This window comes from Pseudomonas lini (genome assembly GCF_001042905.1).
Lineage (GTDB): Bacteria > Pseudomonadota > Gammaproteobacteria > Pseudomonadales > Pseudomonadaceae > Aquipseudomonas > Aquipseudomonas lini.
In genome coordinates, this window is record NZ_JYLB01000002.1 from 681061 (window position 1) to 694246 (window position 13186).

Consider the following 13186-nt stretch of genomic DNA (forward strand, 5'->3'; position numbering starts at 1 on the left):
GATGACGTCCGGAATCTTTATCCCTGTGCTTTTTATACCAGAGCTGGGCCACCTGGCCATGATCCTCGCGCTGTGTTTCGCGCTGGTGCAGGCCGTGGTGCCATTGCTCGGTGCCTGGCGCGGCGATCGTTTGTGGATGAGCCTGGCCCAGCCGGCCGCGTGGGGGCAGTTCGCGTTTCTGCTATTCGCTTTCGGTTGCCTGACTTACGCGTTCATGGCGGACGACTTCTCCGTCGCTTACGTGGCCGGCAACTCCAACAGCGCCTTGCCGTGGTACTACAAATTCAGCGCCGTCTGGGGCGCGCATGAAGGTTCGTTGCTGCTGTGGGCTCTGATCCTCGGCGGTTGGACCTTCGCGGTGTCGGTGTTCTCCCGGCAATTGCCGCAAGTGATGCTGGCCCGGGTGCTGGCAGTGATGGGCATGATCAGCACCGGCTTCCTGCTGTTCCTGATCCTGACGTCTAACCCATTCGCCCGAATCCTGCCGCAGATGCCAACGGATGGGCGCGACCTCAATCCACTGCTGCAAGACATCGGCCTGATCGTTCACCCACCGATGCTGTACATGGGCTATGTCGGTTTCTCCGTGGCCTTCGCCTTCGCCATTGCCGCGCTGCTGGGCGGTCGTCTTGATGCGGCGTGGGCACGTTGGTCGCGTCCGTGGACCATCGTCGCCTGGGCCTTCCTCGGTATTGGTATTACGTTGGGCTCCTGGTGGGCCTACTACGAACTCGGCTGGGGCGGCTGGTGGTTCTGGGATCCGGTCGAAAACGCATCCTTCATGCCTTGGCTGGTGGGCACGGCACTGATTCACTCGTTGGCGGTCACGGAAAAACGCGGCGTGTTCAAGAGCTGGACGGTGTTGTTGGCTATCGCCGCGTTCTCGTTGAGTTTGCTCGGGACCTTCCTCGTGCGTTCCGGTGTGCTGACTTCAGTTCACGCCTTTGCGTCGGATCCTGAACGCGGCGTGTTCATCCTGATCTTCCTGCTGTTTGTGGTCGGTGGTTCGCTGACGCTGTTCGCTCTGCGCGCTCCGGTGGTCAAGAGCCACGTCGGCTTCAACCTCTGGTCCCGGGAAACCCTGCTGCTGGGCAATAACCTGGTGCTGGTGGTGGCCGCTTCGATGATCCTGCTCGGCACCTTGTATCCATTGATCCTCGACGCGATGACCGGCGCCAAGCTGTCGGTGGGCCCACCGTACTTCAACGCGCTGTTCATTCCGTTGATGGCGTTGCTGATGGTGGTGATGGCGGTCGGCATGCTGGTGCGCTGGAAAGACACCCCGGTCAAATGGCTCGTAAGCATGTTGACCCCGGTGCTGCTTGGCAGCGCTGCGCTGGCCGTGGTGGCCGGCGTCGCTTACGGCGATTTCAACTGGGCGGTGCTGGCGACCTTCATGCTGGCTGCCTGGGTATTGCTGGCCGGTGTGCGGGATATCTTCGACAAGACCCGTCACAAAGGCCTGATCAAAGGTCTGCCAACCCTGACCCGCAGCTATTGGGGCATGCAAGTCGCGCATTTGGGCATTGCCGTGTGCGCGCTGGGTGTCGTGTTGTCGAGCCAGAACAGTGCCGAGCGTGATCTGCGCCTGGCGCCGGGTGAGTCCATGAGCCTGGCCGGTTATCAATTTGTGTTCGAAGGCGCCAAACACTTCGAAGGGCCGAACTTCACGTCCGACAAGGGCACCATCCGGGTGATCCGCGATGGCAAGGAAATCAGCGTGCTGCACCCGGAAAAACGCCTGTACACCGTGCAGAACTCGGTGATGACCGAAGCCGGGATCGACGCCGGTTTCACCCGTGATCTTTACGTCGCACTGGGCGAACCGCTGGGCGAGGGCGCCTGGGCGGTCCGCGTGCACGTCAAACCGTTCGTGCGCTGGATCTGGTTTGGTGGGTTGCTCACCGGTCTCGGCGGGTTGCTGGCGGCGCTGGATCGCCGTTATCGGGTCAAGGTGAAAAGCCGCGTGCGTGAAGCGCTCGGCATGACGGGAGCCACCGCATGAGACGTTGGTTGATGCTGTTGCCACTGGCGATTTTTCTGGTGGTCGCTGTTTTTCTGTATCGGGGTCTGTACCTGAACCCGGCCGAGCTGCCTTCGGCAATGATCAACAAACCGTTCCCGGAGTTTTCGTTGCCGTCGGTGCAGGGTGACAAAACCCTGACCAAAGCGGACCTTCTGGGTAAACCGGCATTGGTCAACGTCTGGGGCACCTGGTGCATTTCCTGCCGGGTCGAGCACCCGGTGCTGAACAAACTGGCCGGGCAGGGCGTGGTGATCTACGGCGTCAACTACAAGGACGTCAACGCCGATGCCTTGAAGTGGCTGGCCGAGTTCCACAACCCGTATCAACTGGACATCCGTGACGATGCCGGCACCCTGGGCCTGAACCTCGGCGTATACGGCGCTCCGGAAACCTTCTTCATCGACGCCAAGGGTATCATCCGCGACAAATTCGTCGGCGTGATTGACGAACAAGTCTGGCGTGAAAAACTGGCGGCCAAGTATCAGGCGCTGGTCGATGAGGCCAAACCATGAAGCGCTGGATTGCCGCCGCCGTGCTGGGGTTGAGCATGGCTGGTGTGGCCCACGCGGCCATCGACACCTATGAGTTCGCCAAAGAAGGCGACCGTGAGCGTTTTCGTGAGCTGACCAAAGAGCTGCGTTGCCCCAAGTGCCAGAATCAGGACATCGCCGATTCCAACGCACCGATCGCCGCCGACCTGCGCAAAGAGATTTTCCGCATGCTCGGCGAGGGCAAGGACAACCAGCAAATCATCGATTTCATGGTCGACCGCTACGGTGATTTCGTCCGCTACAAACCTGCTCTCAACGCCAAAACCGCACTGCTCTGGTTCGGCCCCGCCGGCCTGCTGCTGGGCGGTTTTGTGGTCATCGCCGTGATCGTCCGCCGTCGTCGCGTGCAACGCACTGACAGCCCGGACACGCTTTCTGCCGAGGAGCGCGAGCGCCTCGACCACCTGTTGGATAAAACCAAGAATGATTGATTTCTGGCTCGCTGCAGGCCTGCTGCTCCTGGTTGCCCTGAGTTTTCTGCTGATCCCCGTTCTGCGTGGTCGCCGCGCTCAGCTTGAGGAGGACCGCACGGCATTGAACGTTGCGCTTTATCAGGAGCGCGTGGCTGAGTTGCAGACTCAGCAGGAAGAGGGCGTGCTCAACGCCGAACAAATGGACACCGGCCGCGCCGAAGCCGCCCGTGAACTGCTCGCCGACACCGAAGGCGTCGAGGCGCCGCAAGTGTCGCGTCTGGGCAAGCCATTGCCATTGCTGGCGGCGATTCTGGTGCCAGTGCTGGGCCTTGGGCTGTACCTGCATTTCGGCGCCAGCGATAAAGTCGAGCTGACCCGCGAATTCGCCCAGGCTCCGCAGTCGATGGAAGAGATGACCCGTCGCCTGGAACGTGCGGTTGCCGCCCAACCGGATTCGGCCGAAGGCCTGTACTTCCTCGGCCGCACCTACATGGCTCAGGACCGTCCGGGCGACGCGGCGAAGATCTTCGAACGCACCGTGGCCCTGGCTGGTCGTCAGCCGGAACTGCTCGGGCAATGGGCCCAGGCGCAATATTTCGCCGACGGCAAGAAGTGGTCGGATAAGGTCCAGGCCCTGACCGACGAAGCGCTGAAAGCTGACCCGAAAGAAGTCACCAGCCTCGGTCTGCTGGGCATCGCGGCCTTTGAAAGTGAGCGTTACCAGGACGCCATCGACTACTGGAATCGCCTGCTGGCGCAACTGCCGTCGGATGATAAATCCCGCATCGCGCTGCAAGGCGGCATTACTCGGGCCGCCGAGAAGCTCGAAGCCAGCGGTGGCAAGGTTGCCCAGGCGCCTGCGGCCAAAGCTGCAGCACTGCTCAAAGTGCATGTCGATCTGGCGCCAGAGCTCAAAGCCAAGGTCCAGCCGGGTGACAGCGTGTTTATCTTCGCCCGCGCCATCTCCGGCCCGCCCGCACCGCTGGCCGCCAAGCGTCTGACCGTCGCCGACTTGCCGGCAACCGTCGAACTGGGTGATGCCGATGCGATGATGCCGCAGTTGAAACTGTCGAACTTCCCTGAAGTCCAACTGGTTGCGCGCATCTCCCGCGCCGGCCAACCGACTGCCGGCGAATGGATCGGTCGCAGCCAACCCTTGGCCACCAGCACCACTGCGCAACAAAAACTGATCATCGACAGCCCGGATAAATAACAGGAAGCACCACCATGACCGCCATCGCTCGTATCACTCTCCTCAGTATGGTTTTGGGGTTAAGCGCCTGTGCGGTCCAGCAGCCCGAGCCCACACGGCTGCCGCCAATCCCGCCTTCGCAACCGAGTACCAAGCCGGCTCCGCCGACGGTACCGAGCAAACCGAGTACCCCGGTCAAACCCTCCAAGCCGATGCCACGCACCTCCGCCAGCTTTGCCCCGCCACCGGGGGGCAATAGCCATTGGGACGCGAAACTCGGCGTTTACGTCCTCGATGATCAGACCAACACCTTCTACCGCCAACGCACCTACTACCGCTGGAACAACGGCTGGAGCCGCTCGATCAGCCCCAACGGGCCGTGGGAAGAGACGAATATCCATGGCGTGCCGAGTGGGTTGGGCAGGCAATTCGGGCAGTGAATGGAAACGGCGATCTGAGGATCGCCGTTTTGCTTTTTGGGGGCTGAAAAGATCGCAGGCTTCGCCAGCTCCTACAGGATCGCGTACGACGATGAACGGCGGGTGTACGCGGTTAATGTAGGAGCTGGCGAAGCCTGCGATCTTTTGATCTTGATTGAGCGATTCAACTGCAGTGCCAGGAATTCAAATCAACACCCTGTAAAACAACCGAGCGTCGTGATCCGGATTTTTGTGCTTGAGTAAAAGTAACTCTAGGGTTATTTTTGTTTGGGCCGGAGCAAGGAGGCTGGTGGTGCAGAGCAGGTTATTGATCAAGGAACTGATAGAGGCGGGCTGGGCACTGGACCGGGTCACCGGCAGTCATCACATCTTCACTCACCGTTACAACCCTTACACGATACCCGTCCCTCATCCGAAGAAGGATTTGCCGGTCGGGACGGTTAAAAGCATCAGGAGGCGAGCCGGGCTTTATTACCCGGAAGCCAGTTTGGCAGGAGATCCATAATGCAATACCCAATCTGTATCGAGTGGGGCGACGAGAACACCGCCATCGGTATTCAGATCCCCGATATTCCGGGTGCCGTTACGGCCGGGGATACGTTTGAAGATGCTTACAACGCGGCGGTCGAAATTGCCCACATCATGCTGCAGGAGATCATGGCAGACGGGGAGTCAATTCCGATGCCGACCTCAGCGGCGGCGCACCGCGAGAATCCGGAATTTGCCGAGATGGGTTGGGGGATGCTGGAACTCGACATCTCGCCGTATCTGGGCAAGACCGAGAAGGTCAACGTGACGCTGCCTGGCTACGTGATCCAGCGCATTGACCGTTATGTGCGAGAGCACAATGTCAAAAGCCGCTCCTCCTTTCTCGCGGATGCAGCAATGGAGAAACTGGTTCGGCCCTGAGTGGTATCAGTCGAATCGCCTTCGCGGGCAAGCCTCGCTCCTACAGGTCTTACACCAACCCTGCAGGAGCGAGGCTTGCCCGCGAAGCTTTTAGGTCTTTAAGCCGTCGCCAACGAATGCCTCTGCGAAGCACTCAAAAACCGCAACAACGCCAACAACGGAAACGCACTACCCACAATCACGACCCACAACCAGCCGCCATGCTCATACACCGCGCTGGCCACCGAAGAACCAAACGCACCGCCGATAAAAATGCTCGTCATGTACAGCGCATTCAGACGGCCGCGGCTTTTAGCGTCGAGGGTATAGACCGCTCGTTGGCCGAGGACCATGGTCATTTGCACGCAGAAATCCAGCACGATCCCCGTCACCGCCAGGCCGATAACGCTGTAGGCCGGGTGGATGAAGGCGGGCAGGAAGCTCAGGCTGGCGAATAGCAGGGCCAGCAGCGAGGCGATGCGGGTATGGCCGGCATCGGCCAGTCGACCGGCGATGGGTGCAGCAATCGCGCCGATGGCGCCGACCAGGGCGAAGATCGCGATCTGGGTTTGCGACAAGCCATGATTACGCGACAGTTCCAGCGGTACTGCAGTCCAGAACAGGCTGAAGGTGGCGAACATGCAGGCTTGATAAAACGCCCGTTGACGCAACACCGGCTGCTGACGCAACAGCGTCCAGAGCGAACCCAACAACTGGCCATAAGAAGCGTTGTGATCAGGTTGGCGCTTGGGGATGGTCAGGGCCAGAACGATGCTGATCGCCGCCATCAATACTGCGGCGATGACGAACATCGCGCGCCAGCCGAAGTGGTCGGCTACTACGCTGGACACCGGTCGAGCCAGCAGAATCCCCAGCAGCAAACCACCCATGATGCCGCCGACCACGCGGCCACGCGATTCTTCCGGCGCCAGGTGGGCGGCCAGTGGAATCAGGATCTGCACCGATACCGAGCTGAACCCCACCAGCAACGAGATCAGCAGAAATACGTTCGGCTGATCGGTGAACGCCGCCCCGAGCAAACTGGCAATCGCCACCACGGTGGTGATGATCATCAAGCGGCGGTTTTCCAGCAGATCACCCAATGGCACCAGGAAGAACAGACCCAGCGCATAACCAATCTGCGTCAGCGAAACGATCAGGCTGGCCATGGTGTCGGTCAGGCCGATGTCCGGCGCGATCAGGCCGATGATCGGCTGGGCGTAGTAAATGTTGGCCACGATGGCGCCGCAGCAGAAGGCGAAGAGCAGCACCATGCCTCGGGTCATTGTCGCGGCACCGAGGGGCACCTGAGTCACTGGGTTCATAACGTGTCTCGCTGAACAAGAAAGGAATGCAGGGAAGGCTAATCGGCGGGCTAGAGCGGCGGAAGAGGGAATAGAGTGATAGTAATCATGCTTCTGAGGCATGATTGAGAGAGGCCGTTCATTTGAACCTTTGCACCGGCGGTCCCGATCGTTGCGCCCGATGATACATACACTTACATCTTGTTCGATAGCGTGCTTATGTTTTCTCTCGCCAAGGAGGAGGGTGTCACACCGACGATGTAATGGCATCACGCAACCCCTGTAGGAGCTGCCGAAGGCTGCGATCTTTTGATCCTGATCCTTTTCGAAGCACTGAAGATCAAGATCAAAAGATCGCAGCCTGCGGCAGCTCCTACGCTAGATCGCAGTCCAGCGCTCACAAAAAAAGGCGACCTTCGCAGGTCGCCTTTTTCATTGCAGCTCAGGAATTACTGACCGCTGTAAATCTGATCAAAAACCCCACCATCATTGAAGTGAGTCTTCTGCACCGTGCGCCAGTCACCAAAGGTCTTCTCCACCGAGAGGAAATCAACCTTCGGGAAGCGATCGGTGTACTTGGCCAATATCGCCGGATCGCGTGGACGCAGGTAGTTGGCAGCTGCAATTTCCTGACCTTGCGGCGACCACAGGTACTTCAAATATTCCTCAGCGGCAGCGCGAGTGCCTTTCTTCTCGACCACTTTGTCGACCACGGACACTGGCGGTTCAGCTTCAGCGGAAACGCTTGGGTAGATCACTTCAAACTGATCACGACCAAACTCACGCGCAATCATTTCCGCTTCGTTTTCGAAGGTCACCAGCACGTCGCCGATCTGGTTCGTCATGAACGTGGTGGTCGCTGCACGGCCGCCGGTATCCAGCACCGGTGCTTGTTTGAACAGTTTGCCGACGAAGGCTTTTGCCGTGCTTTCGTCACCGCCATTTTTCAGCACATAGCCCCAGGCCGAGAGGTAGGTGTAGCGGCCGTTGCCCGAGGTTTTCGGGTTGGGGACGATCACTTGCACGCCGTCCTTGAGCAGGTCAGGCCAGTCTTTCAGGGCTTTCGGGTTGCCTTTGCGCACGATGAACACGGTGGCCGAGGTGAACGGCGCGCTGTTGTTTGGCAGGCGCGTGACCCAGTTGTCCGGAACCAGTTTGCCGTTGTCCGCGAGGGCGTTGATGTCGGTGGCCATGTTCATGGTAATGACATCAGCCGGCAGGCCATCAATTACCGAACGCGCCTGTTTGCTGGAACCACCGAAGGACATCTGCAGCGTGATGTTTTCGTTGTGCTCGGCTTGCCAGTGTTTCTGGAAGGCAGCGTTGTAGTCCTTGTAGAAATCTCGCATCACGTCGTAGGAAACGTTAAGCAGGGTCGGTGCAGCCTGAGCCACGCTACCCAAGGCCAGGCCAGCGGCCAGAAGTGAGGCGCCAAAGAGTTTTTTCACTGCGCATTCCTTGTTTGATCAAACATGTTCTATGGAGAGTGTTGGCAATTTGCCAGCGACTATAGCCGGGCTCGCATAGTCCTTTAAAGATTAAAAAGCACTTTGCTTATTCCAGTTTTTTGAACAGGGCATTGCCGCAACGGGAGCAAAATGCTGCGCCGTGTTCATGACTGTTTTTCTTGCAGGTCGGGCAATCGTGTTGCAGTTGTTCACCGCGCATGGCATTGGCCAGTTCCGCGGTAAAAATCCCCGTCGGGACGGCGATGATCGAGTAACCGGTGATCATCACCAGCGACGAAATCACCTGACCCAACGGCGTCTTGGGCACGATGTCGCCAAAGCCCACGGTGGTCAGCGTGACGATAGCCCAATAGATGCCTTTGGGGATGCTGGTGAAGCCGTGTTCCGGGCCTTCGATCACGTACATCAGAGTGCCGAACACCGTCACCAGGGTGCTGACGCTGAGCAGAAACACCACGATTTTCTGCTTGCTGCCGCGCAGCGCCGTCATCAAATAGTTGGCTTGCTTCAGATACGGGCTGAGCTTGAGCACGCGGAAAATCCGCAGCATCCGAATGATCCGGATAATCAGCAGGTACTGCGCATCGCTGTAATACAGCGCGAGAATACCGGGCACGATCGCCAGTAAATCCACCAGCCCATAGAAGCTGAATGCGTAGCGCAACGGCTTGGGCGAGCAGTACAGGCGCAGGCCGTACTCGATGGCGAAAACGACGGTGAAGCCCCATTCGATGTACGCCAGTATGTCGGCGTAGTTCTGGTGAACGCTGTCGATACTGTCCAGAATCACGATCACCAGGCTGGCGAGGATGATCAACAGCAGAATGCTGTCGAAGCGGCGACCGGCCGGGGTATCGGATTGGAAGATGATGACGTAAAGGTCTTCACGCCAGTTTTTATTGCTGTCCATGGAAAACGCCTGAACCAAGAATCAGCGCAGCCTAGGGTGATTCTCCCCGGTAGTGCAAGGCGCGCTGTCTATGGCGGCCTGACGCAGCACCCGAATGCCTGCGCGAATCAGCCAGCAGGCGAGGATGAAAGGCGCGGTCAACGTGGCCAGGCCGAGTGCGGCGAACCCCGGTGTGAGCAACACCGCCAGCAGGATTGCCAACAATGGCAGCCAAGGCTGGCGACGATTCTGGCTGAAGGCGAGGGCGGCGAGCACGGCGTTGTAACCGCTCAAACCCTGCAGGGCGGTTAATGTTTCGTGCTGCAGTAGGGCGAGTCCGAGGCCGGCAACGGAGCCGAGCAGCGCCCAGAGGAAGGCGCGACGGTCAGCGATCAGCAAACCCGTGGCAATCAGAGCACCGGCCAGCGGATGACCGAGAAACAGCACCTGACCGAGTCCCTTCAATGACGCGGCGAGCAGGTTGAGTGTGGTCATTTCGATCAGCGGGGCGGGTTGCTGGGGTGCGGCAAACGACAGCAACAACCAACTCATCCCGACGAAGGGCGCGGTATAGGCGGGAAGGCAGTGATGATCGCGCGAATGCTTGAGCCATTGCTGAGTGACCATCGCGCTCAGGCCCCCAGCGGCAATGATCAGCGGTGGCAACAGCGCTGACCATGGGAAATAAAGGCTCAGCAGCAGGCCGAGCAGAATACCGTTGTAGCTGAACAGCCCGGCCTGACGATCAGCCTTGGTGTACCCACGACGTTGCGCGGTGAGCAACCCGGCGACCCCTCCCAGCAACGCACCGCCGAGCAAGGCCGGCGCGCTGAACAGAATCGCCAACAGACACAGCAAACCGCACAGCGGATGGCGCTGGAGAAAAATCTGGCTGAAGCCGTTGAGCAGGGCAGTGGCCCAGTCGGGGCAGTGGGTGTTGAAGTGGTTGGCGGGCATGATGAGGTCTGTGTGTCAGAGGAACCGTGTAATCGTTCTTCGCGGGCAAGCCTCGCTCCTACAGGAATGCGCTGTCCCTGTAGGAGCGAGGCTTGCCCGCGAAGAGGCCGGTACAGACGCTAAATCATGTGGCGAGGGGGCTTGCCCCCGTTGGGCTGCGGAGCGGCCCCAAATCAGCGAATGCGGTTTTTTATCGAAACCGTCATACCGAATCTACGACTGCTACGCAGCCGAACGGGGGCAAGCCTCCTCGCCACAAAAGCTGTCTTTAAATCAATGTCTCAATGCGCAACGAATTGGTCGACCCCGGCTGCCCAAATGGCACACCCGCCGTGATCAACAACGTATCCCCCCGCTGAGCCATCCCCTGTGCCTGGGCAATCTCCAACGCCGTCGAGCACACTTCATCCACCTGGCGCAGCCGATCGTTGACCACCGAATGCACGCCCCACGCCACCGTCAAACGCCGCGCTGTTTGCAAATTCGGCGTCAGGTTGAGGATCGGCACCGTCGGCCGTTCCCGCGCCGCCCGCAGACTCGACGTGCCAGACTCGCTGTAGTTCACCAGCACCGCCACCGGCAGCACATTGCTGATACGGCGAATCGCGCAGCTGATCGCGTCCGACACCGTGGCCTCGGCTTTCGGTCGGCTTACGTCCAGTTGGGCCTGATAGTCCGGGCCGTTTTCCACCTGACGGATGATCTTGCTCATCATCTGCACGGCTTCCAGCGGGTATTCGCCGGACGCGGTTTCCGCCGACAACATCACCGCATCCGCACCTTCGGCCACCGCGTTGGCGACGTCAGTGACTTCGGCGCGGGTCGGGGCGGGGGAGAAGCGCATCGACTCCAGCATCTGCGTCGCCACCACCACCGGTTTGCCGAGTTGGCGGCAGGTACTGATGATGTTTTTCTGAATCTGCGGCACGCTTTCGGCCGGAACTTCCACGCCCAGGTCACCGCGAGCGACCATGATCGCATCGCTCAATTCGGCGATTTCCCGCAGTTGAGTCACGGCCGATGGCTTCTCGATCTTCGCCATCAAATACGCCTTGTCGCCGATCAGTGCGCGAGCTTCGCGAATGTCTTCCGGGCGTTGCACGAACGACAGCGCAACCCAATCCACCCCCAGCTCCAGACCGAAGCTCAAGTCGCGACGATCCTTGGCGGTCAACGGGCTCAGATCCAGCACGGCTTGCGGTACGTTGACGCCTTTGCGATCCGACAGCTCGCCGCCATTGAGCACCGTGGTGTCGATGGCGTCGGCGTATTTGGTCACCACTCGCAGGCGCAGCTTGCCGTCGTCCAGCAGCAGGTCCATGCCGGGCTCCAGCGCTGCGATGATTTCCGGGTGAGGCAGGTTGACCCGGCGCTCATCGCCCGGCGTCGGGTCCAGGTCCAGACGCAAGGCCTGACCGCGATACAGCTGCACTTTGCCTTGGGCGAATTTGCCGACCCGCAATTTCGGGCCTTGCAGGTCCATCAGAATTCCCAGCGGGTAATTCAGCTGGCGCTCGACTTCACGAATCCACTGATAACGCTGGGCGTGGTCGGCGTGATCGCCGTGGCTGAAGTTCAGGCGAAAGATATTGACCCCGGCCTGCACCAGCTCACGGATGTCGTCGATTCCGTTGGTGGCCGGACCAAGGGTGGCGAGGATTTTGACCTTCTTATTAGGCGTCATGTTTAGGGCTCTCGAGAATCAGAATGGCGCGGAAGTCGTTGACGTTGGTGCGGGTCGGCTCGGTGACGATCAGCGCATCCAGCGCGGCGAAATAGCCGTAGCCATTGTTGTTGTCCAGTTCATCGCTGGCGCTCAGGCCGAGGGCGGCGGCGCGGGCGTAACTGCCGGGGGTCATGATGGCGCCGGCGTTGTCTTCGGAGCCGTCGATCCCGTCGGTGTCACCGGCCAGCGCGTAGACGCCGGGCAGGCCTTTGAGGCTGTCGGTGAGGCTCAGCAGGAATTCGGCGTTGCGCCCGCCACGGCCATTGCCGCGCACGGTGACGGTGGTTTCGCCGCCGGACAGAATCACGCACGGCGCTGCCAGCGGCTGGCCGTGCTGGACGATCTGCCGCGCAATACCGGCGTGGACCTTCGCCACGTCCCGGGATTCGCCTTCCAGATCGCCGAGAATCAACGGGCTGAAACCGGCCTGACGGGCTTTCACCGCTGCCGCTTCCAGCGATTGCTGTGGGCGTGCGATCAATTGGAAATGACTGCGGGCCAGGCTCGGATCGCCGGGTTTGACCGTTTCCGATTCCGGGTTTTGCAGCCAGGTGCGCACCGAGGCCGGGACTTCGATGCCATAACGTTTGAGGATCGCCAGCGCTTCGGCCGAGGTGCTCGGGTCGGCCACGGTGGGGCCGGACGCGATGACCGTGGCGAGATCGCCCGGTACATCGGAAATCGCATAGGTGTAAACCGTGGCCGGCCAGCAGGCTTTGCCCAGACGACCGCCCTTGATCGCCGAGAGGTGCTTGCGCACGCAATTCATCTCGCCGATGGTCGCACCGGATTTGAGCAGGGCTTTGTTGATTGATTGCTTGTCGGCCAGGGTGATGCCGGCGGCAGGCAAGGCGAGCAGGGCAGAGCCACCGCCAGACAGCAGGAAGATCACGCGGTCGTCTTCGCTCAGGTCGCTGACCAGTTCCAGCACCCGTTTCGCGACAGCCAGACCGGCAGCATCCGGTACCGGGTGAGCGGCTTCGACCACTTCGATTTTTTCGCATGGGGCGCCGTGGCCGTAACGGGTCACCACCAGGCCGGACACTTCGCCCTGCCAGCAGCGCTCGACCACCTGGGCCATGGCGGCTGCGGCTTTACCGGCGCCGATGACGATCACCCGACCGCTGCGATCTTTGGGCAAATGGGCTTCGAGAACTTGCTGCGGATGGGCCGCGTCGATGGCTGTGGCAAACAGCTCGCGCAGCAGTTGTTGCGGATCGACCGACATGGCGGGCTCCCGGAATTCTTGTTATTGGGATAAAGCGAAAGCAGGTGTTGCGACGCGGTCCTGTGGGAGCTGGCTTGCCTGCGATTCAGGCGACGCGGTCTTT

Annotated in this window: 13 protein-coding genes; 7 read left to right on the top strand and 6 right to left on the bottom strand. The window is 60.2% G+C overall.

The features are described from left to right. The first annotated feature begins 1 nt into the window (after nt 1). The 7 genes from TU81_RS07575 (at nt 2) to TU81_RS07605 (ending at nt 5531) form a co-directional block, all read left to right on the top strand. Nucleotides 2-2005: a heme lyase CcmF/NrfE family subunit gene (locus TU81_RS07575; protein WP_048394321.1), complete on the top strand. Its 2004-nt coding sequence runs from the start codon at nt 2-4 to the stop codon at nt 2003-2005. Further along, a complete protein-coding gene (locus tag TU81_RS07580) occupies nt 2002-2538 on the top strand; it encodes a DsbE family thiol:disulfide interchange protein (RefSeq protein ID WP_038979635.1) in 537 nt (178 codons plus the stop codon). The genes TU81_RS07575 and TU81_RS07580 overlap by 4 nt, the downstream gene beginning before the upstream one ends. Then, nucleotides 2535-3008 carry a cytochrome c-type biogenesis protein gene (locus TU81_RS07585; protein WP_038979637.1) on the top strand — a complete coding sequence of 158 codons (474 nt, stop codon included), beginning with the start codon at nt 2535-2537 and terminating at the stop codon, nt 3006-3008. The genes TU81_RS07580 and TU81_RS07585 overlap by 4 nt, the downstream gene beginning before the upstream one ends. Then, nucleotides 3001-4203 (top strand): c-type cytochrome biogenesis protein CcmI, encoded by a 1203-nt coding sequence (ccmI, locus tag TU81_RS07590; protein ID WP_038979639.1) that lies wholly within the window; start codon nt 3001-3003, stop codon nt 4201-4203. Before TU81_RS07585 ends, ccmI begins: the two co-directional genes overlap by 8 nt. A 14-nt stretch (nt 4204-4217) precedes the next feature. Further along, nucleotides 4218-4622, top strand: a complete 405-nt coding sequence (locus TU81_RS07595) for a hypothetical protein (protein WP_038979641.1) — start codon at nt 4218-4220, stop codon at nt 4620-4622. A gap of 292 nt (nt 4623-4914) precedes the next feature. Beyond that, nucleotides 4915-5127, top strand: coding sequence for a type II toxin-antitoxin system HicA family toxin (locus TU81_RS07600; protein ID WP_048394324.1), 213 nt, complete (start codon nt 4915-4917; stop codon nt 5125-5127). Further along, entirely contained in the window at nt 5127-5531 is a 405-nt protein-coding gene (locus TU81_RS07605; RefSeq protein ID WP_048394326.1) for a type II toxin-antitoxin system HicB family antitoxin, read from the top strand. Before TU81_RS07600 ends, TU81_RS07605 begins: the two co-directional genes overlap by 1 nt. A 98-nt stretch (nt 5532-5629) precedes the next feature. Here TU81_RS07605 and TU81_RS07610 read toward each other — a convergent pair whose 3' ends face one another. From TU81_RS07610 to TU81_RS07635, 6 genes are all read right to left on the bottom strand, one after another. Continuing rightward, complete coding sequence (locus TU81_RS07610; RefSeq protein WP_038979646.1) at nt 5630-6835, bottom strand: MFS transporter; 1206 nt, start codon at nt 6833-6835, stop codon at nt 5630-5632. Nucleotides 6836-7263: 428 nt separating this feature from the next. Further along, nucleotides 7264-8262, bottom strand: a complete 999-nt coding sequence (locus TU81_RS07615; RefSeq protein WP_038979648.1) for a sulfate ABC transporter substrate-binding protein — start codon at nt 8260-8262, stop codon at nt 7264-7266. A gap of 106 nt (nt 8263-8368) precedes the next feature. Further along, nucleotides 8369-9193 carry an ion transporter gene (locus TU81_RS07620; protein WP_038979650.1) on the bottom strand — a complete coding sequence of 275 codons (825 nt, stop codon included), beginning with the start codon at nt 9191-9193 and terminating at the stop codon, nt 8369-8371. Nucleotides 9194-9214: 21 nt separating this feature from the next. After that, nucleotides 9215-10129, bottom strand: coding sequence for an urea transporter (locus TU81_RS07625; RefSeq protein ID WP_048394328.1), 915 nt, complete (start codon nt 10127-10129; stop codon nt 9215-9217). Nucleotides 10130-10397: 268 nt separating this feature from the next. Further along, nucleotides 10398-11813, bottom strand: coding sequence for a pyruvate kinase (pyk, locus tag TU81_RS07630; RefSeq protein WP_048394330.1), 1416 nt, complete (start codon nt 11811-11813; stop codon nt 10398-10400). Continuing rightward, a complete protein-coding gene (locus TU81_RS07635) occupies nt 11803-13083 on the bottom strand; it encodes a glycerate kinase type-2 family protein (RefSeq protein WP_048394332.1) in 1281 nt (426 codons plus the stop codon). The genes pyk and TU81_RS07635 overlap by 11 nt, the downstream gene beginning before the upstream one ends. Nucleotides 13084-13186: the final 103 nt, after the last annotated feature.

Coding starts and splice junctions, on each gene's coding strand:
- TU81_RS07575 (WP_048394321.1), top strand. CDS start 2: ATGACGTCCGGAATCTTTATCCCTGTGCTTTTTATACCAGAGCTGGGC.
- TU81_RS07580 (WP_038979635.1), top strand. CDS start 2,002: ATGAGACGTTGGTTGATGCTGTTGCCACTGGCGATTTTTCTGGTGGTC.
- TU81_RS07585 (WP_038979637.1), top strand. CDS start 2,535: ATGAAGCGCTGGATTGCCGCCGCCGTGCTGGGGTTGAGCATGGCTGGT.
- ccmI (WP_038979639.1), top strand. CDS start 3,001: ATGATTGATTTCTGGCTCGCTGCAGGCCTGCTGCTCCTGGTTGCCCTG.
- TU81_RS07595 (WP_038979641.1), top strand. CDS start 4,218: ATGACCGCCATCGCTCGTATCACTCTCCTCAGTATGGTTTTGGGGTTA.
- TU81_RS07605 (WP_048394326.1), top strand. CDS start 5,127: ATGCAATACCCAATCTGTATCGAGTGGGGCGACGAGAACACCGCCATC.
- TU81_RS07610 (WP_038979646.1), bottom strand. CDS start 6,835: ATGAACCCAGTGACTCAGGTGCCCCTCGGTGCCGCGACAATGACCCGA.
- TU81_RS07620 (WP_038979650.1), bottom strand. CDS start 9,193: ATGGACAGCAATAAAAACTGGCGTGAAGACCTTTACGTCATCATCTTC.
- TU81_RS07625 (WP_048394328.1), bottom strand. CDS start 10,129: ATGCCCGCCAACCACTTCAACACCCACTGCCCCGACTGGGCCACTGCC.
- pyk (WP_048394330.1), bottom strand. CDS start 11,813: ATGACGCCTAATAAGAAGGTCAAAATCCTCGCCACCCTTGGTCCGGCC.
- TU81_RS07635 (WP_048394332.1), bottom strand. CDS start 13,083: ATGTCGGTCGATCCGCAACAACTGCTGCGCGAGCTGTTTGCCACAGCC.